Origin of the sequence: Tolypothrix tenuis PCC 7101, from assembly GCF_963874875.1 — a bacterium.
In the GTDB taxonomy this organism is placed as follows: domain Bacteria; phylum Cyanobacteriota; class Cyanobacteriia; order Cyanobacteriales; family Nostocaceae; genus Aulosira; species Aulosira tenue.
Genome location: NZ_CAWNJS010000001.1, coordinates 7,691,252 through 7,712,032, shown reverse-complemented (window position 1 = coordinate 7,712,032; position 20,781 = coordinate 7,691,252). Strand labels below are relative to the sequence as shown.

Here is a 20,781-nt window from a genome sequence, read left to right as displayed (position 1 = left end):
TGATTTCTGAGATTTTATCTAGAACTACTCCCAATACCAGCATTCCTAACCCAATTACTCCTAATCAATGCAGAGCAGATAACAACTACAGTCCATCAGTGCATTTAGGTAATATGATGACGAGATAGATTATCTACTCAAACTCACATATCTTTCAGGAGAGGGAGGATATGTAGAAATTTACGGAAGAATAATAATTTTGGAAGCACTCTTTTAATTTTTCTTAATAATTAATGCTAAAAAAGCTGGTAATTATCTAGCAAATATCAATTTGGCTAACATTAGTGTGCGATCGCTGTCTAAAATTTTGCTATTCTCTAGTGAATTCCAATGGTGGCAATGTTTGCGTTTGTCCATTAGTGGATGTAATATTCACTAAAAACTGATCGTCGTAACTTCCCTCGATCAGAGTAAATATATATTCTTGTTGATGATTAGTTTGCAGTTCTTCTTCTACCAAAATCTCTGTTTTATCACTTACTCGCAATGTAAATCCAGAGCTAGAAGAGTTACTAGCCATATTTTTCAATATTAGCAGTAAATTCCATCCTGGGTTTTCATCAGGTAATGACCAAGTAACAGCATACAATCTTAGCGGATTTTCTAGTTTTATCTCTTGATAGGCACGACCTGCTAATTTGGGAATATCTATTTTATATGTATGCTGAATGTTGGTGAGAATATTTTCTAACTCTTGCTCAGGGGTTTGCTTGATTCTCAGTAATGGTGATAATGGTGCTAATACCTGCCAAGAAAATTCTGGTATTACCTCATGTAATTGATGATGTAACCAAGACCTGACATTGACTGTTGGCTGAGTCAAAATCTGCAATAAATCTGGTGTTGTTAGTATTGCTACTCCTTGTTCCCAAGTCAAAACCAGCCAGAGAGGAGATTTATGTAGTTGGGGTAATAAATTTAATAGTTCTGGCTGAATGGTGGTTACAAGATTTTGGCGCTCGCTCGGAATTTCTGGTAAAGTAATTGCTGTTGGTGATAAACATTGCAAATAAAGCAATAGTTCATTTACTTCGCTATTAAAACAAGTCAGCGGTAAGCAATAATTCCAATCTAATTCAGGTTGTAGTTCTGGTTGATATTTAATGAGTTGGTCATAACGTAAAAATCCCCTGATACTAGCTAACTCTAGTTCTTCCGCGAGAGAAATTACTACATAAAAGTGGGCATTAAATTCTGGTAAATCTACTAATGCTCTGGGTATGATAACTTCTTCAGCGCTGAATGTAATAGTAGGAATAAGACAAACTTTAAATTTTCCGATAGATATATTAAATGCAGTATCAATTACATTAGAATATTGAGATTGCCAAGCTAGAAGTTCGGCTTTACTAATTGCAAGAGTAGGCTCCCGTTGCTCTAACCAAGCATGACAGGCAAAAAATGCTAAATATTGTAAATAAATCTGCCATTGTCTAGATTTATTGAGAGAATTTTGACTAAATTTTATAGCTTCAGTCAAATATTCGGATTCTAGGGTAATTATTTCGGAAAATTGACTAAATTCAAAATAATCATCGGTTGCATCATTTTGTAAATACATAACACTACGTCCTTTCTCTGATTTCTATTCGCGTGCAGAGATATCGGCAAATAGCTTGAGCTAACTGGTTTTTAATTACTTGCTGCGCCCCAGTACTTGCATCTATTCTTGCTTGCTCAATTACAGTTTGAATTTCCTCTTCCAAGATAGCTTGTATTTTTGACTCTAAGTCTAGCAGTTTATAGGGAGTAACATATTCTTGAGATATTTCCATAACACACTTAAGTAAACAGGATAAAGTGTTGCGTCCAATATCATTGCGTAAATTTTTCAGTTCTAATAGTCGGCTCACTTCCGGTTGGTCTGTTAAATCTAATTTGCTGGCTATTTCTGTCATCGAAACTCCGCCACAATGAAACAAATGAAGGGCTTTAATATATTTTTTTGCCTTTTTTAGCGACCTGATGCTGTTTTTACCTTGTAAATATTCAAATCGAGCATGAATTACCAAATCTGCCGATTTAAATAGACATTGATCAAATTTCTGCTGATAATCTGCTAAAAATGCTGATGGTTGATCGTATTTTTGTGGAACTATAATTTGGATGTCATCTGCCAAAAGCTCTAAACGAGGTAAACCTCTTCTAGCACGAATGCGTTCTTCTCTGAGTAACCTGGCAAGATTTTGCAGATGTTCTCGAATTTCTTCAGGAGATGTGATTTGTTGACACAAATCTCCAATTTGACGCAATTGCTCAAAAGTTGGCTCTGGATATCTACTTTTAGCCCCAGTTCTACGAATTTGTAAAAGATGGGTGCGATAAACCTGATGATAGCTATCGAGTAATCGGAGTGCTTGGTCAATTTCGATTTGTGTGTGCTGGTAATCTGACAAGATACGAGCTAAGTTTCCTGCTGTGGTGTAGTTGAGAATCATCCAGTCAGTGACTTGTTCTATACCATGTTCTAGTAAAAACTGTTTGACTGTGCGATCGCTTTTGAGTATCCTGTTTGTCCAAGTTGATAAATTACTTTTTTCTGGGTCAAAAGTCTCTAAAATCTTTGTGGTTAAAGATTGGGTCTGGGAGAAGGGAATTTGATGGCTATCGAGCACCAGCGGTAAAATTTCTTCAATAGTAAAGTCATGTGTTTGACCAAACTTCTGGGTTAGTGCTTCACAAATGGTTTTAATTTCATTGGAGATAAAACACCGCAGACAACCAAGAGCTAATTGCTGAAGATTAACATCATGGCTATATAACTGCATGAGTTGGCGTTGAATATCTCGCTCAGGTATATTTTCTTGCTCAACAAATCCTGGAAACTGCTGCAAGAAAAACTCTTTGCTCTCCGTTAGTTCATCACAACACCTTTTACCAACACTATTGATGCTGATTAAGAGCCAATATTTTGATGCTCTACCCATCCCGACTTGATTTAGATACTTTTTGGCTACCATAAATGATAGATTTGTAGTGTCTTCCCTAGTGATAGTGAGATAGGTTTGATAAATCGCACCTAGCTCTCCTAAACAACAGTATTTTGCAAAATTTCTGAATATACATTACCTTTTAATAGACTCCAGCACTCTCTACTTAGCTATATCTTTGGAAAATTTGAAGTTATGTATTTTTTTGGTGAACAATTTTTGAGTCGATTTACCTAGATAGGGAGAACAGTCTGAGGGGTAAAAGCTACCGAATCAGATATTTGTGACTGCTTTATCTTAAGTAGTATTAATTAATTTTTACTTTTTTAACCAGTGATAACTCTGAGAATATTAGCTACAGATTTAGATATTTGATATATTTAACTGTAAATTTATCAAACTTGAATCAATGCCAATATGTATGGTTCATATCTGATTTTTGAAATAAACATTGGGTGCATTATTGCTGAAGGTACAACACTGTCCGAAACCTGCGGTGCTGTAATTCCGACGATAATACACCCTACATCTACTTAGATTCAAAAAAAATCTAATTGGATTGCTATAGATTACTATCTTTGAAGCATCTCGATTAGTCTCTGTATTCTTTTATAAGCATCAGAATTAGTCTCTCCCTGCTCTTGAAGTAAATTCTCTGCCTTTTGCAAGTTGACCAATGCATCTTGCTTATGACCTTGTTTTATTTGAATCAAACCCCGGAATGCATAAGCTAGCGCAAAATTAGGCTGTAATTTAATTACTTGGCTAAAAGCCGTATCTGCAACGAAATAGTTTTCTTTTTGATATGCCTCTATTCCTTGTTGCATTAGTTGTTTAATATCTGTTGAGTTATTTATAGGTCTTGAATTCGAGCTAGAGTTAGAGTCATTAGAGTCAGGAAAGAATCTTTTACATCTGGGTTCATCTCTCAAGTTATTTTTTAGACATACCTCCCGTTCTATAGCATAGAGATTTATGGGAGTGGGATCGATAAATTGTGCGTTTACTTTCCTACCAAAACTGACTAGCGTTGCCAAAGTTCCTAAGATAATACCAGCAGACTTAAGTTTATTCATGATTTGTTCGCTATTTTATAGCAGGATATTGTGGTAACCATATCGGTTGTTCCTTTAACTGCATATATCTTTTGGTAAATAAAGGTTATGTAAAAAAATCACAAGAAAATCAAGTTAGTTGCTTGGTATTAATAGTTCATTTAAATATTTGATAGATAATTTACTATGTTTTTAGAAAAATCATCAAAAAACAAATAGTAAAAAAGCCTAAAATCCGTAGTTTCCGCAGATATTTACATAACTTTTACATAACCTCTCACCAATCAAAGATATATGTAAGTAATTCTAAGCATATTTACACTTCACCTATGCGTCGTAGTCTTTATCGCCCAATAGCTCAACCTCTGCAACGCCTCACCCTTACCTCTTTGGCGCTTTACCTGATATTTCCCTTGGGAGCTTTGGAACTAGTACCATTGAGAACATCACAAGTATTAGCCCAAAGCGCAAATGCTCGTAAAACCGAAGCAGATAGACTGCTCAAACAAGGTAATGAACTGTTCGATAGCGATCAAAATCAAGCTGCGTTAAAGCTTTTTCAGCAGACTTTAGGAATTTACCGTCAAATTAAAGATCGCCAGGGAGAAAGTACCGCGCTCAGAAAAATTGGCACTGTTTACGATTATTTGGGTGAGTTCAAGCAGGCGATTACTTACTATAAACAAGCTTTAGACATTGCTGAAGCTATTAATGATACTGATTCAACATCAAGAGTGTTGAGTAATTGGGGACTTGCTTACTTACATTTGGGAAATACTCAGCGCACAAATGAATATTGTCAAAAAGCTTTAGCGGTAGCTCAAGAAAGTCAAAACTATGAAACCGAAGCATTGGCATTAAAATGTATATCTGCTTTTTACTTAACGACTCAAAGCCTTGACAAAGGAATTGATTTTATAGGACAAGCTTTGGAAGCTATACGCAAAGCTAACGGTACTCCTAATGACAAACTGCGCCAACGCCAACTCGAAATTAGTCTTTTAAATAGTCGTAGCGACCTTTATCATGCACTTGGTACATACAAACTTGTAAACAAGGATAAAACTGGTTATCAATTATTGAATCAGTCACTACAAGATCGGCAACAAGCTTTAACAATTGCTAAACAAATAGGCGATACCCGCAGACAGGGAAAAGCACTCTTGGGAATGGGGGACACATACTCTATCCAAAACCAGTACTCCAAAGCTGTAGAAACATTCAAGCAAGCTTTACAGCTTTTCCAAAGTGATAAAAATTCTCGGTCTCAATTACGAGAAACTTATACCAAGTTGGGTGATGCTTACAAGGAATGGGATAAGAAAGAGCAAGGATTGATATCTTATCAAGAAGCTCTGAAAATTATCAAGACAGAAGTGCCTAATTCTCGTGGAGACAAGCTATTTCAGGATACAGATCAAGGATGGCTTTTAGTAAACATTGGCAATATTTATTTTGATACAACTGAGTATGAGAAAGCAGTCAATTCTTACGAAGATGCATTAAAAATATTGCTTTCATCCCTCGCTCAAGTCAAAAAGACTACTAATCCCATTACAAAGACTAAAGAGACAGTAATCAACAATGGAATTCAATTGAGTTATTTGCGGATGTGTCTCGCATACAAATTTCTAGGTCGATATGAAGAAGGAAACAAAGCTTGTCAGGCTGCTGGGAATGCGAAAGAAGGTTCAAACAATTCTAATTTGCTAAAAAATTTATCTTCAGACAAGCTTAAATCAACTCACTCTACTAAATCTCCCGAAAAGATAGCCAAGGCAGAAAAAGATTTAAAGGAAGCTGAAGAAAGTTTAGAACAAGCACGAGCATTTCAAAATACAAGTTTGGAAGCATATGCCCTTGCTAAGATTGGTAATGCTTACACTGATTTAGGAAACTATCAGGAAGCTGAGACATATTTTAAACAGGCTATAGAACTTAGCAAGAGTGTTGAAAGTTCTCAATATAAACCAGTTATATTTTTCCTGGCTGGAGAGTTTTATAGGAAGCAGAAAAAATATGATGAAGCAATTCAATATTACAAACAAGGTGGAGATTATGCCAAAGAAACTGGGTATCAACTACAAGAGGCGAATATCTTTGCCCAGAGTGGCATAACTAGTTATCTAGCAAATAAGCTACCGGAAGCTACTAATGCTTTATATAGAGCAGTGAATGTTTTTGATGCGATGCGCGATAAATTAGTAATAGACGGTAATCGGATTGCCATTTTTGAAACCCAGGCTAGATACTATAGTCTGTTGCAAAAAGTTTTAATAGATCAGAAGAAATTTTCAGAAGCATTAGAAATAGCTGAACGCAGTAGAGCTAGGGCATTTATTAACTTACTAGCATCACGGTTATCAGCAAAAAGTAATGATAAATTGACGACTAACTTATCTCAAATTTCATCTCCAAAAATTCAACAGCTTCAGAAAATCGCTAAACAACAAAATGCCACAATTGTAGAATATGCAGTACCAAATCCTCCTAACTATGATGATGGTACTCATGATGAGGATCAGCTAGTATGGGATGGTGCCGAAATTTATATTTGGGTAGTTAAACCAACTGGAGAAGTAGCATTTAAACTCCAAAAACTCAATACACCTTTAAAAGATTTAGTTGCAGCAAGTCGTAGAGCTATTGGAGTGTATGATAATCGTGGCATTGTTGAACCAGTAAATCCAGTTAACGACAAGATACAGCTTGAAGATGTAGAAAAGCTATATCAAAAGCTATATCAATTGTTAATTCAACCAATCGCTCAATATTTACCCAAAAACCCCAATGAGCGAGTTATCTTCATTCCACAAAATGAATTATTTCTAGTTGCTTTCCCTGCACTTAAAGACGAGCAAAATAAATATCTGATTGAAAAACACACTGTTCTCACCGCACCTGCAATTCAGGTATTGGAACTTACACATCAACAACGACAAAAAGTTGCAGGAAATGGGGCTTTAGTTGTAGGTAACCCCAATATGCCAAGCATTACTCTCAAGAAAGGAGAAGCGCCTGAAAAGTTGAACCCCTTAAAAAATGCAGAGAAGGAAGCTCGTGAGATTGCTCAGATTCTCAACACTAAATCTCTAGTTGGTAACCAAGCTACTAAATCCACTGTCAAGCAACAGATGGTGAATGCAAGAATTATTCACCTAGCAACTCACGGACTACTTAATGATTTTGGCTTTGGTGTACCAGGAGCGATTGCTCTGGCACCTGATAATCTTCCGAAAGGAGAAAAAAAAGAGAATAATGGTTTGTTGACTGCTAGTGAAATTTTTGACATGAAATTAAAAGCCGAACTAGTAGTATTAAGTGCTTGTCAAACAGGACAGGGCGATATTAAAGGTGATGGAGTTATTGGACTTTCTCGCTCTTTAATTGCAGCGGGTGTTCCCAGTGTAGTTGTGTCTTTGTGGAGTGTACCAGATGACTCGACAAAGTTATTAATGACAGAGTTTTATCGGCAAATGCAGCAGACATCTGATAAAGCTCAAGCGCTTCGTCAGGCAATGTTAATAACTATGAAACAATACCCCGATCCGAGAGCTTGGGCGGGGTTTACTTTGATTGGGGAAAGTTTGTAAGGTTTGAGCCTTAGTATGCTTGCAAAACCTGACGCAATTTCCGCAAATTCTTACATAACCTCCTGATTATGGGAGATATATGTAAGCAACAAGACAACCTGGAAAAGGAATCAAAAACATGAACCGTTTCATAAAGCATATCTGCATAATTGTTTCTTTTGCATTACCTATCCCTCTTCTAAAAAACAGAAATGTTTCTTTACATCCATTGGGAATGCAATCGCTTTCCTCAGACGCTTTTGTCAGAGTGGGAGAATCCAATCGCCCAAATGGTTACATTTTATTGCTGAGTGCCATTTTGCTATCGGAGTCAGTGGGAGCAACAAATGTTACATGACGCTATTCTACAGCTATCGTGTAGCTTGCTTACCGCATAGTAAATAACTACCTATCAATGTAGAAGTTTCCAACCTTTGAGTTTCCAATCATCAATTCTAACTATGAACAAAATCATCAAACGCTTCGCCAATTTATCTGTCAGCTTGGTATCTTTCGCATCTTTAGTAGGGTTAGGTGTTAATGTACAAGCACAGTGGGTCAATCCAGACATCATACCTGGCGCACCAAATCTTCCAATCATACCTGGTGCACCAGATTCTGATCAAACAAACAATACGAATGTTCCCCGTTCAACTATTAATCCTCAACTTGCGACCACCTATCTCGAACAGGGTTTTCAATATTATCAAAACGGGGAATACCAGAGTGCGATTGCAGCCTATAATTCATCACTTGTGAATAATCCCAGTTATGCTGCTGCTTATCTTGCTCGTTCTATGGCGTTATACAAATTAGGAGACAGATACAATGCCTATTTAGATGCGCGAAGGGCAGCTTATTGGTCTCGCCAACAAAACAATCAAAAAATCTATAATGCAGCGCAAAAATTCAAGGGTGCAATCTATCGATAAGAATTTGAACAAGCGACCGCACTTACGTTCTTAAAGTCAGTCCTTTTTGTTACAACCATCAATCATTTCAAACATGCAATCTACGGTAATTTTTTAGGGTCTTTTGCATGAGAATACATCACATCAGAAAATTTTTCTTTTACCCATTCTGCATAGGCATTGCTGTGTTTATAACTGAACGAGCTAATGCTCAAAGAACTGCTGTTCCTCTTGATTACCCACCACCTGCTGCTGTTTACAATTGTGCTGGTTATAATCCTGTGTTTCCAACTGTTGCTCCCTCTAGCATTTTGGGAGAGATAGAGCTTGATGGTAACGGAACTTATTCTTCTAAAAGCTATGGAGAAGGAGAATACCTTTTTGAGCCTGAAACTAGCAGGGTAAGATTCATCAGTGGTCAACTCTCTAGTTGGGTTGGCGTTTGGGAAATTCGAGGAGGAGATGTACGGATTCGTTTTCCCCAAACACCAGATACCCCCATCAAGCCAGACACCTCTGTAAACGATACTGTCTGTTATCCTGAAAAAGCCAAACGTCGTGCAGGATTAACACGACGACAGATACAAAAGCTGGCGGACAGGGTCAGAAAGATGTCCGGTTCCGACGCGGCAAGGAATCTGCCTAATAATGTAGATTTAATAACTGTTTTATGCAAAGATTCATCTTTTAAAGTAGATGGTCGCGTTTTGGATGCTAATGAGACGGCTATGCTGCGGGAGGAGTTAGGGTGTACAAATACTCCTGCGACAGAGAGACAGGAGCAGACAGACATTCCTAGAAATGCTACCAAGCCTAGTTCTACAGCAGTAGTTTCAAATTCAACTGCTTCTGCCAGTAACGATCTGCTTGAAAAAGGAGCAGACCTTTTTGCCGGAGGAGATGAACCCAAGGCAATTGAATACTTTACCCAAGCAATCAACAAAAATCCTCAAAATGTTCAAGCTTACGTATTTCGAGGGGCTGCTCGTTCTATCACCAATAACTATCAAGGGGCGATTGCAGACTATACCAAGGTTCTACAAATTGCTCAACTTAGCCCCGAAAAACAGACACTACTCCACTTTTATCGAGGGATAACATATCTCGCACTTCGAGAGTATCAAAAGGCAGCGTCAGATTTCACTCAGGTTATCCAACTCAACTCCAAACTGAACTCTAGTTATATTCGCAAGGTAGACTTTGATAATTTCGTATCTGATGCCAACAACTTATTTTATATTTGGACTTTAGTTGAGCGCAATCGGCCTATTGACTTAATCAAGCAATATAACAATCTCCCTTTTAGAACGATATTTGCAATATACGCCTATGCATTTCGAGGATCTGCTCGTTCTAGTCTCAATAATTATCAAGGGGCGCTCTCAGACTATACTCAAGCAATTAAACTCGACCCAACATTTTTTGGTGCTTATGTAAGTCGAGGATCGATCCAAAGCGTTCTTAATAAACCTCAAAAAGCGCTTGCAGATTTTAACCAAGCCTTCCGGCTTGCCCCGAAATATAGTAATGCTTACCAAGAGCAGCAGGCTTACTTGGGTCGGGGGAATACTCGTATAGTGCTGAAAGATCTTCAAGGTGCACTTGCTGACGCGAATCAAGTTATCAAACTAAATACCAAGTATGCTCCTGGTTACGCTTTTCGGGGAGCGGTTAAAAGAAGGCTGAAAGATTTTCAAGGTGCGATCGCTGACACAAATCAAGCGATCAAACTAAATCGAGAATATCCTATGTCCTACGTGACACGAGGAGTTTCACGCGCCAGACTCAAAGACTTTCAAGGCGCACTCAGTGATCTCAATCAAGCCATTAAACTTGCTCCGAAATTAGTTAACGCCTACTACTATCGAGGTTTGGTGCGTTCTTTACAAGGAGATAAGCAGGAAGCAATCTCTGACTATGAGCGAGCAGTGCAAATATCGCCAGAATTAGTTAAGCAGTTGGATCAAGAAACATTTGATAACTACATTCTCACTGCTCGTCGTTAACGAGTATATTTTATTACTGAGTAAATCAGTAATAAAATACTTAATTTTTATTTAATTGAGTAACTTTCAGCAGTTGTTTTGGTCTCCTCGCACTCCTCAACGGCAACCTTTCTGTGTTTTTAGGGGGTGAGAGGCGGTTGCCGTCGGCAACCGCCTCTCACCCCCTCGGAATGATTATCATTATTTTAAGAGATGTCAAATTATGATTTTTGCTGAGTAATTTATTTCTTGGAAGTCCCCAATGTTTCAGATTTGCGAGCAAAACTTTAAGTACAGAGATGCAACTTTTAAGTTTCGAGGTTGAATAATGGGGTTTGGGGACTTCCAAATGAAAAAATAATCAATCGCTTCCTTGAGCAGGGTAAGCCAAGGGAGAAGTAATGTGAGACTAGCTTAGTAACCAAGTACAAACTTCAGATTGACTCATGTCACGGCTATGGCGTAAGGCTTCCTCTAAAGTTGCAATTACCAATCCTACTTCAGCCCAAAGCGATCGCATGATGACGAATGTGGTCTTCAATAAAGCTGGCAATAAAATTAAACTAAGCCGTTCCGTCGCCAGAACGACTCGTCTTCAAAACCGGACGTGAGACTTTCACCTCATCCGGCTCCTCAATGATTTGGTGCTTATCCAAGTGCATACCTCCAACCAAGCCATCATTGGCTGTTTTTGTGTCATGGCAGTGTTTATGCAAGACCTGTAAATTTTCATATTTATCTTTTCCCCCTTTGATTCGGGGTATTATGTGGTCAACTTCGATTAGGTCTGCAATTTTGAAATACAATCCGCAGTGGGTACATTTCCCTTTTTGCCTTTTTAGGAGTTTTGATACTGCTTTAGGCATTTCTGGGTGTTCACCCATTCTTGAACTCCAGTAAACTAAGTTGCCATCGTATGGACTGGCTCCACCTTTTACTTTTATATGCCTAGTTATTGATGTTTCACTATACTTAAAAAGTCGCATTGGGTTTTTACCTTCTTGCGGGGTAGAGAATACCCAGTTATCGCCGCCGAATGTATGCCAGTATTTAGCTGCCTTCCATTTTCCCGCTTTATGGGGGTGTCGGCGTTGTGCCCATGCTTTTAGCTTTGAATGTACGAGGTCGTCTAATCTGTTGTAAGTGTCCTTACTTACGACCGTGGAATAGTAGTTTGACCATCCTCTGATTATAGGACTTAGTTTCCCTATGAGTACCGCTTGCGGCGCTTGCTTGTGGTCATCGATGACACTAGCTATTCTTTCGTAATGTATTCTCTGCTTATCTTCGCTTGGGGTGATGAGTGTTTTGAAACCCTGTTTTGAGTGGTATTTACCCGTAGGAAATTGCCTTATATTGAAGCCGAGAAAGTCAAATCCTGGTTTTTCATTCTCATACCTGTGTAGAGTATGAGTTAGGCGTGTTTTTGAGGGTTTCAATTCCAAACCCATGTCTTTTAACCACTCAGATATAATTATCTGGCATTTTTGGACTACGGTTATGTCTTCGTGGAGAATTACGAAGTCATCGGCATATCTTACAAATGTAAGGGAGCAAATCTTATCTTTGGTTGACATTGTTTTTCCGCTAGGATAGAACAATGTCAAGGTTTTTGCGAGTTGATTCACTCGTTCTTCCATCCCGTGGAGGGCGATGTTTGCGAGTAGTGGGGAAATTACTCCACCTTGCGGTGTACCCTCAAATGTCTCTTGGAATTGCTCTTTGTCTATCACTCCCGCTTTTAACCAAGCCTTTATTTGTCGGCGAATGGTAGGGAACGTATTTAATTTTCTGAGCAATGCCGAGTGGTCGATTTTATCGAAACATTTGCTTATATCAGCATCAAGTACAAATTTTGGTTTATATCTGATGCCGTTAAATATTGCTTCGATAGCATCATGACATGAGCGTCCCGGTCTGAACCCGTATGAGTTCGGTTCAAATTTAGCTTCCCATTCTGGCTCAAGTGCCATTTTTACGAGAGCTTGCAAAGCGCGGTCATACATTGTGGGTATACCCAGAGGTCGTTTCTCCTCCTTTCCAGGCTTTGGTATCCATACGCGCCTAGTAGGTTTGACCTTTGAGCCTAGTTTTAATTTGGCAATTAGGGCGAAACGTTGCTTTGGGGTCAGTGATTTAACACCGTCCACACCTGCCGTTTTCTTGCCTTGATTGTCTTGTGTTACCCGCCTAACCGCTAAACATTTTGCTGACCAGGACTTCATCAACATCTTCTGGAGTCTGCGAACTGCTTTGACATCGCCACGACTTGAGGCTTTGTAAATTCTTTTCTGCAACTTGTAGACACGTTTTTCTAGATTTCGCCAGTTTATGTGTCTCCATTCCACCATCGCTTTGTCATTCTGAATTGGGCGTTTTGATTTCTCCTTTAAGGAAGAAGTAATCATATCGCAAATTTCAGTTGTGACTTGTCGTGTTTTAGACTTATTCATTGCTTACTATGACCTTACATTCCAAATCACCGTGAGTTCGTCAGCATATCCTTGGCATTACCCAAGGCGTTCGCTTCTAACTCAATCTCGCCTATCTGTCGCATACGGTTAGCACCTACTTGATATCGACCAATCAAGAGCAGACAGTAGGTTACTTCGTTCCGATTGACCATTGATTGAACCTTTAGAGTGATGTTTTCCACCGGGTTTCTTGGGAGTGCTTACTGGTCAATGCCACACCTGCCAGTCCCTTATCCTTTGCCTTTTGGCTCCTCCGTATAAGCCTTATTCCGGGGGTTCCACATAACGATGGTTTATTAATACATCTTTGCTTTCGCTACTCATAGGTTCTTGCTTGAAGGGAACCAGCTTAGGCTACCAGTTTTACCTCCTTTTCACCCCGCTTCAGGCGTTGATGGCTAGTCGCAAACCTGGGGGTGATGCTGTCACCGTTGCACCTACGGGGAGGGACTTCATTTATCCTATACTTTAGGTTTTCTAGGGAATGTCACCCTCATAGTCAATCAGTTGTCAGGTTTTATCCGGTTTCCCGTTCTTTTACCTGCCACTCATACCTAAGTATTGATACTTATTTAGAGTGAACGAATCGCACATAATAGCTGTGGTCGTAGCCTTCTTGATAGCGCAAGTTGAGGGGTTGGTTGACGGCTTGGCAACTTTGCTCAAATACTTGTGGTAGCAATTGTTCGGCTAAAAATTTATCAGCAGTCCCTTGGTCAATGAGAATTGGGCTATGATACCTTCCTAGCTTGATTAATTCGCTAGCATCATAGTTCCGCCAATCTTGTTGATTTGTTCCTAAATAACGGCTGAAGGCTTTTTGTCCCCAAGGACAGCGCATCGGTGCGGTAATGGGTGCAAAGGCGGAAACTGATTGATAGAGTTTTGGGTTTCGCAGCGCACAAACTAGCGCCCCATGTCCTCCCATAGAATGACCGAAAATCCCTTGTTTTTCAGCGATGGCGGGAAAATTGGCGGTAATGATTGCGGGTAGTTCTTGAACGACATAACTATACATTTGATAGTGCGATCGCCAAGGTTCTGTTGTCGCATCCACATAAAAACCTGCACCTGTCCCAAAATCCCAATCCTCATCCTCACCGGGAATCCCTGAATTTCGGGGACTGGTATCTGGCGCAACTAGCATTAACCCATACTCTGCTGCGTAACGCTGCGCCCCAGCTTTGACAATAAAATTTTCTTCAGTGCAAGTCAAACCAGCAAGGAAATAAAGAATTGGTACAGGTTGTTGACTCGCCTGTGGTGGTTGATAGACAGCAAAGCGCATTTCCCCGTTGCAAGCCGAGGAGGGGTGAGAGTAAAAGCCGACTTTACCACCAAAGCTTTGAGATTCGGAAATTAGTTTGAGGTTTGTCATTTGTTATTTGTTATTTGTTATTTGTCATTTGTCATTTGGTAATGGGTAATTGGTAATTGGTAATTGGTGTTTGATATTTGTTATTTCACCTCATCTCCCAGTCCCCAATCCCCAATCCCCAATCCCCAATCCCCAATAATGACACGCTTCATTTTGGGAATACTAAATTCACCTCGGACTAAATTTCATCACTCAACGGTTATGGTTAGCACACAAGTTAGTATTCCCGGTTATCGCATCAGCGAAGAAATATACAATGGCTCGAGAACGCTGGTTTATCGTGGGTATCGAGAGGCTGACCATCAACCTGTGGCAATTAAGCTGCTGAAAAACGCTTATCCTAGTTTTAGTGAATTGGTGCAGTTTCGCAATCAGTATACCATTGCCAAAAATCTTCCATCTCCTCTGGTTGTGCAAACCTATAGCCTGGAAGCTTATCAGAATGGCTATGCGTTAGTGATGGAGGACTTTGGGGGAATTGCGCTTAACTTGTGGTGGGATAGGGGGGAAGCTGTAGGTTGTTTGCTGGAGTTTTTGAAGATTGCGATCGCTCTTTGCAATATTCTAGATGTTCTCTATCGCCATCGCATCATTCATAAAGATATTAAACCTGCCAATATTTTGGTTAATCCCGAAACTCATGAAATTCGCTTAATTGACTTTAGTATTGCATCTTTACTGCCAAGAGAAAGTCAAACTGTTGTCAGCCCTAATATTTTGGAAGGAACGCTGGGATATTTATCTCCAGAACAAACCGGGAGAATGAATCGCGGGATTGATTACCGCACTGATTTTTACTCTTTAGGCGTAACTTTTTACGAATTGCTGACCGGAGAATTACCATTTCAATCAAATGACATGATGGAAATGGTACATTGTCATATTGCGAAACAACCAAATCAATTCAAAATTCTCAATTCAAAATTCAAAAATGGGGAATTGATTCCGCAAGTACTCTCAGATATTGTGATCAAACTGATGGCGAAAAACGCCGAAGAGCGCTATCAGAGTGCATTAGGGCTGAAATATGATTTAGAAAAATGCCTTGAGCAACTACAGACAACGGGGAAAATTGATAGCTTCCCAATTGCACAAAGAGATGTGTGCGATCGCTTTATTATTCCTGATCAACTTTATGGTCGGCAAACTGAAGTAGAAGCGCTGTTAAATGCCTTTGAGCGAGTTAGCAAAGGTAATACAGAAATGATATTAGTTGCAGGGTTTTCGGGGATTGGTAAAACTGCTGTTGTGAATGAAATTCATAAGCCGATTGTACGTCAACGGGGTTATTTTATTAAAGGTAAATTTGACCAATTTAATCGCAATATTCCTTTTTCGGCTTTTGTGCAAGCTTTGCGCGATTTGATGGGACAATTGCTGTCTGAAAGTGACGCACAACTGCAAATCTGGAAAACTCAAATCCTGAAAGCTTTGGGTGAAAATGCCCAGGTAATTGTAGATGTAATTCCGGAACTAGAACAGATTATTGGTGTGCAACCACCTGTAGCTCAATTAGGAGGGAATACAGAACAAAATCGCTTCAATTTACTGTTTCAAAAGTTCATTGCTACTTTTACTACAAAAGAGCATCCTCTAGTCATATTTATTGATGATTTGCAATGGGCAGATAGTGCTTCGTTAAAGTTAATAGAATTGTTGATCGGTGACAACAGTAACGGTTATCTGTTGATGATTGGCGCTTACCGGGATAACGAAGTCTTTCCTGCTCATCCTTTAATGGTGACTTTAAATGAAATTAGTAAAAAGCAAAGCAATTTTTCTACCATTACCTTAAGCCCACTAAAAATATCTCAGATTAATCAACTAATAGCTGATACGCTCAATTGTTCTCCCGATATAGCTTTATCTTTAACTAAATTAGTTTATCAGAAAACTCAAGGTAATCCCTTTTTTAATAACCAATTTCTCAAAGTATTGTATGAAGAAGGGTTGATTATCTTTAATGTTGATGTGGGTTATTGGCAATGTGATATTGCTCAAGTCAATACCTTAGCGCTGACAGATAATGTAGTGGAATTTATGGCAATGCAGCTACAGAAATTGCCACCAGCCACACAAGAAGTTTTACAATTAGCAGCTTGCATTGGTAACTTATTTGATTTAGAAACTCTCGCGATTGTCCATCAAAAATCTCAAGTTGAAACTGCGGCGAATTTGTGGCGTGCTTTACAAGTGGGTTTAATTATCCCTACTAGCGAAGTTTATAAGTTTTTTCAGGGAACTAGTAATAATTCTGAAGCTAAGTTTTCTTACAATTCTCATAATCAGGTTGCAACTTACAAGTTTTTACATGACCGCGTTCAACAAGCTGCTTATTCTTTAATTACTGAAGATAAAAAGCCTGTAACTCATTGGCAAATCGGTAATTTATTATTAAACAATACGCCTAAGACTAAACAAGAAGATAAACTATTTGAAATAGTTAATCATTTGAATCTTGGCAAGGCATTAATTTCTGAACCACAAGCATCTCTGGAATTTATTAATTTAAATTTAAGAGCTGGGACAAAAGCTAAAGCAGCAAATGCCTATGCTGTAGCAGCGGAATATTTAAAAATTGGCGTGGCATCTTTGCCTACAAATAGCTGGGAAACTGATTATCATCTGACACTAGCGCTGCATGAATCAATTACAGAGGTATTGTGTCTTAGTGGCGATTTTGCAGCAATGGAAACCTACGCTGAAGTAGCGTTGCAAAAATCCAAATTGCTACTTGAACAAGTTCCTATTTATAATATTAAAATTCAGGCTCATATGGCACAGAGCAGACATCTTGATGCTTTACAAGTTGCTCTGAATGTGTTGGCAATGTTAGGTATAGAATTACCTAAACAACCCGATAAAAGCAATATAGAGCATGAGTTGGATGAGACCAAGCGTCTATTAGCAAACAGAACTTTGGCAGATTTGCTCGCACTACCAGAAATGACAGATGTCACTATTAAAGCTGGGATGCAAATTCTCTCTAATATTATCTCTGTTGCTTATCAAGCTGCTCCTGAATTATTTAGGTTAATTGTACTCAAGCAAGTTCAACTGTCTCTTAGCTACGGTAATGCACCAGAATCTACCTATGCTTATGCTACCTATGGCTTGATGTTATGCGGTGTATTAGGCAAAATTAATGCAGGCTATGAATTGGGACAACTAGCATTAGAGTTAGTCAATCAACTTCATGCAGTAAAGCTAAAATCAAAAACTATTTTTGCTGTCAATTGTTTTATTAGACATTGGAAAGTTCATCTCAAAGAAACCTTAAATTCTTTATTAGAAGCATACACTTGCGGTTTAGAAACCGGAGATATTGAATATGCGATGATGTCTGCTTATGTGTTTGGTAGATACGCTTACTTAAGTGGTCAAGAATTGGGCGGATTAGCGCAAGCTATGAGCAATTATGCCAATGTCATGAAACAATTAAAGCAAACCACATACTTGAACTTTAATAGTATCTACCAACAATCAGTTTTTAACTTACTAGGAAGGGCAGATAATCCTTGTTTGTTGATTGGTGAAAGCTACAACGAAGCAGAAATGTTACCTTTACATTATGCTGCTAATCAATTCAGTATTATTTGTCAGGCTCATTTTTGTAAGTTGATTCTTTGCTATTTATTTGGTGAATATGACCAAGCGGTAGAAAATGCCAATGTTGTGAAGCAGTATTTCAGCAGCATTACTAGCTTGGCTGTGATTCCAACTTTTTATTTCTATGAATTGTTGACACAACTAGCTTTGTATCCAGATTCACCATCTCCACAGCAAGAATCTATGATTGAATATGTCACAATCAATCTAGAAAAACTGAGAAAATGGGCTGATTATGCTCCTGAAAATTATGAGCATAAATTTTGTTTAATTGCAGCAGAAAAACATCGGGTATTAGGGCAAAAAGCGGAAGCTATTGAATATTACGACCGCGCTATTACCCTGGCCAAAGAAAATCAGTACTTGCAAGAAGCTGCTCTCGCTAATGAACTGACAGCTAAATTTTATTTGGCATGGGGTAAAGATAAGGTAGCTCAATTTTATATGCAAGAAGCTTACTATTGCTATGCTCATTGGGGTGCTAAAGCTAAAATTCAAGATTTAGAAAAACGCTATTCTGAACTGTTATTGCCGATATTTCAAGCTCAAAATCATCGCTTCCAACTTAGCGAAACTTATATTTCTACTATTGATGCTTCTTCATATCTCAATCAAACTATCCAAACTACTAGATCAAGTAGCAGTAGCAGTATTTCTAAAAACCTCGATTTTTCCACTATCTTTAAAGCCTCACAAGCTTTATCTAGTGAAATTGAATTAGAAAAATTGCTCAATACTCTCATGGAAGTTTTGATGACAAATGCGGGGGCAAAAAAGGCAGTTTTATTAATAGTTAGAGATGGCAATTGGGTAATTGAGGCAATTGCTACGACCAATGAAGGTACAAATCAGCAAACTGTGCCATTAGAAGTTAATCAAGCAATTCCGGAGACATTGGTAAATTACGTCAAACGTAGCGGTCAAACTGTGGTTTTGGATGATGCAACTTCCCAAACAGATTTTATTGCTGATCCTTATTTGATGGAGCAACAACCAAAAAGTGTGATGTGTACACCAATTTGGCATCAGGGCAAATTAATTGGTTTATTGTATTTAGAAAATCAATTAACGATCGCAGCCTTTACTCGCGATCGCACAGAAGTTATCCAACTATTATGTACTCAAGCTGCCATCTCCCTAGAAAATGCCCATCTTTACCAACAAGCTCAAGATTATGCCCAAAAGTTGGAACAGATGCTACAGCAACTCAAGCACACACAGCTGCAAATGGTGCAAAATGAAAAAATGGCTTCCTTGGGTAATTTAGTTGCAGGGGTAGCCCACGAAATTAACAATCCTGTAGGCTTTCTTAAAGGTAGCTTGAATAATACTGAACAGTATATTCAAGACTTACTTACCCATCTGCAATTGTGGCAAGAAAACAACCCTATTCTCGCTCCTGCAGTTATCGATCATGCCGAAGAGATTGATTTAGAATTCCTAAAAGCCGATTTACCCAAGCTGGTGGATTCAATGAAAGTTGCATCTGAACGCATCAAAGATATTAGCACCAGTTTGCGTACTTTCTCCCGGGCAGACACAGCCGAAAAAGTTGCTTGCAATCTCCATGAGGGAATTGAAAGTACCCTGTTAATTTTGAAATATCGCCTGAAAGCTTCCGAAAAACGCCCAGCTATTCAGGTAATCAAAAAGTATGGTAACCTACCCCAGGTTAAATGCTTTTTAGGGCAGCTCAATCAAGTATTTATGAATATCCTGAGTAATGCGATTGATGCCTTAGATACTGCTAGTGAGGGACAATCTTATGCTGATTTAGAAGCCCATCCTCAGCAAATTACTATTTGTACAGATATTTCACCTGATAGACGCATGGCCATAATTGCCATCAAAGATAACGGCCCGGGAATACCAGAGTCAATTCGCGATCGCATTTTTGACCATCTGTTTACCACCAAAGAAGTTGGTAAAGGTACAGGATTAGGATTAGCGATCGCGCGTCAAATTGTTGAACAAACCCACAATGGGAGTTTAAGCTGTAACTCTGTTTTGGGTGAAGGGACAGAATTTGTCATCGAAATTCCCGTGTAAACTCTACTAGCCATGCAATACTTGTCGGTTAAGGGCAAAAGGGGAAGGGTTAAAGGGCAAGAAAAAACCTTTAACCCTTCCCCTTTAACCGTTTCCCAAACCAAATTAAGAGTTGACAATCCTTAACCGAGCAGCATTGACTAGCCTTGAATTTATGAAGAGGGGCGCAAAGCTTTGCGCCTGTGTCAACTTAAGCTAAAAGCTATATAGGGCTGGCGTTGTACAAGTACCTCGCGCCCTCATCCCCTAACCCCTTCTCCCCCTGGAGAAGGGGAATAAAATCTCTTGCTCCCCTCTCCTCGTGGGCTATCCATTAGTCACATCTTTCTTTACAATCTTGAAATGCTTATTTTGTGGGCATCTTGAACACTGAGGTGTCAAACATACTTGACAGATTAACTCTTAGTCTTCTCGCTAAAATTAGGTTTTTATTGAGAATTGATGACGAAGGAATCAGGGTTATAAAAAGCGTGAGTGAATACTCTCGTAAATGTTGAGAAAGATCCGGGTAATGGATAGCCTCGTGGGAGAGGGGCTGGGGGTGAGGGCGAAACTTTGCAACCAAGCGGGTTTCACGTTAAGTTGACACCAATGAAAGCTGTGCGCCCCTGCAGATGTTTGATGTGTTGCAACAATCTTTTCCAGATGAGATTGATGTCTAATCATTTTATTATTACAGATTATGAAGAATTTTTAATCTACGCTGACGCTTTGACAGTTCATCTACAGCCTTGTCAGCAGACTGAATAGCATACCGTGGAAATTATCCACAACCACAAATCCTGATTGTGAGAGTGATTGCTGATGTCAGATAGCAA

At 39.0% G+C, this 20,781-nt stretch carries 11 protein-coding genes; 4 read left to right on the top strand and 7 right to left on the bottom strand.

Annotation, left to right across the window (positions count from 1 at the left end; translation table 11 throughout):
- Positions 1-310: 310 nt before the first annotated feature.
- The 3 genes from AACU25_RS30385 to AACU25_RS30375 form a co-directional block, all read right to left on the bottom strand.
- Positions 311-1,561, bottom strand: coding sequence for a DUF1822 family protein (locus tag AACU25_RS30385; protein WP_096582048.1), 1,251 nt, complete (start codon positions 1,559-1,561; stop codon positions 311-313).
- 4 nt (positions 1,562-1,565) lie between these two features.
- On the bottom strand, positions 1,566-2,960 hold the full coding sequence (locus tag AACU25_RS30380) for a hypothetical protein (RefSeq protein WP_096582046.1): 1,395 nt from the start codon (positions 2,958-2,960) through the stop codon (positions 1,566-1,568).
- Between the two features lie 542 nt (positions 2,961-3,502).
- Positions 3,503-4,006, bottom strand: a complete 504-nt coding sequence (locus AACU25_RS30375; RefSeq protein WP_096582044.1) for a tetratricopeptide repeat protein — start codon at positions 4,004-4,006, stop codon at positions 3,503-3,505.
- Positions 4,007-4,314: 308 nt separating this feature from the next.
- Here AACU25_RS30375 and AACU25_RS30370 point away from each other — a divergent pair, with 308 nt between their 5' ends.
- The 3 genes from AACU25_RS30370 (at position 4,315) to AACU25_RS30360 (ending at position 10,474) form a co-directional block, all read left to right on the top strand.
- Positions 4,315-7,578, top strand: a complete 3,264-nt coding sequence (locus AACU25_RS30370; RefSeq protein ID WP_096582042.1) for a CHAT domain-containing protein — start codon at positions 4,315-4,317, stop codon at positions 7,576-7,578.
- Between the two features lie 440 nt (positions 7,579-8,018).
- The gene (locus AACU25_RS30365) at positions 8,019-8,489 is read left to right on the top strand and encodes a tetratricopeptide repeat protein (protein WP_096582040.1); all 471 of its coding nucleotides are present in this window, start codon (positions 8,019-8,021) and stop codon (positions 8,487-8,489) included.
- Between the two features lie 164 nt (positions 8,490-8,653).
- Entirely contained in the window at positions 8,654-10,474 is a 1,821-nt protein-coding gene (locus AACU25_RS30360) for a tetratricopeptide repeat protein (protein ID WP_190445639.1), read from the top strand.
- A 388-nt stretch (positions 10,475-10,862) separates the two neighbouring features.
- Here AACU25_RS30360 and AACU25_RS30355 read toward each other — a convergent pair whose 3' ends face one another.
- The 4 genes from AACU25_RS30355 to fghA form a co-directional block, all read right to left on the bottom strand.
- Complete coding sequence (locus AACU25_RS30355; protein ID WP_321206596.1) at positions 10,863-10,994, bottom strand: hypothetical protein; 132 nt, start codon at positions 10,992-10,994, stop codon at positions 10,863-10,865.
- 22 nt (positions 10,995-11,016) lie between these two features.
- Positions 11,017-12,861, bottom strand: a complete 1,845-nt coding sequence (gene ltrA, locus AACU25_RS30350) for a group II intron reverse transcriptase/maturase (RefSeq protein ID WP_199347194.1) — start codon at positions 12,859-12,861, stop codon at positions 11,017-11,019.
- 71 nt (positions 12,862-12,932) lie between these two features.
- A complete protein-coding gene (locus AACU25_RS30345; RefSeq protein ID WP_190445638.1) occupies positions 12,933-13,079 on the bottom strand; it encodes a hypothetical protein in 147 nt (48 codons plus the stop codon).
- Positions 13,080-13,495: 416 nt separating this feature from the next.
- On the bottom strand, positions 13,496-14,305 hold the full coding sequence (fghA, locus tag AACU25_RS30340; protein ID WP_096582036.1) for an S-formylglutathione hydrolase: 810 nt from the start codon (positions 14,303-14,305) through the stop codon (positions 13,496-13,498).
- 201 nt (positions 14,306-14,506) lie between these two features.
- Here fghA and AACU25_RS30335 point away from each other — a divergent pair, with 201 nt between their 5' ends.
- Positions 14,507-19,963, top strand: a complete 5,457-nt coding sequence (locus AACU25_RS30335; protein WP_096582034.1) for a trifunctional serine/threonine-protein kinase/ATP-binding protein/sensor histidine kinase — start codon at positions 14,507-14,509, stop codon at positions 19,961-19,963.
- The last annotated feature ends 818 nt before the right edge of the window (positions 19,964-20,781 follow it).

Bases quoted from the DNA above. Each gene is read 5' to 3' on its own strand.
- AACU25_RS30385 (WP_096582048.1), bottom strand. From the start codon at position 1,561: ATGTATTTACAAAATGATGCAACCGATGATTATTTTGAATTTAGTCAA.
- AACU25_RS30380 (WP_096582046.1), bottom strand. From the start codon at position 2,960: ATGGTAGCCAAAAAGTATCTAAATCAAGTCGGGATGGGTAGAGCATCA.
- AACU25_RS30375 (WP_096582044.1), bottom strand. From the start codon at position 4,006: ATGAATAAACTTAAGTCTGCTGGTATTATCTTAGGAACTTTGGCAACG.
- AACU25_RS30370 (WP_096582042.1), top strand. From the start codon at position 4,315: ATGCGTCGTAGTCTTTATCGCCCAATAGCTCAACCTCTGCAACGCCTC.
- AACU25_RS30365 (WP_096582040.1), top strand. From the start codon at position 8,019: ATGAACAAAATCATCAAACGCTTCGCCAATTTATCTGTCAGCTTGGTA.
- ltrA (WP_199347194.1), bottom strand. From the start codon at position 12,861: ATGATTACTTCTTCCTTAAAGGAGAAATCAAAACGCCCAATTCAGAAT.
- AACU25_RS30345 (WP_190445638.1), bottom strand. From the start codon at position 13,079: ATGGTCAATCGGAACGAAGTAACCTACTGTCTGCTCTTGATTGGTCGA.
- fghA (WP_096582036.1), bottom strand. From the start codon at position 14,305: ATGACAAACCTCAAACTAATTTCCGAATCTCAAAGCTTTGGTGGTAAA.
- AACU25_RS30335 (WP_096582034.1), top strand. From the start codon at position 14,507: ATGGTTAGCACACAAGTTAGTATTCCCGGTTATCGCATCAGCGAAGAA.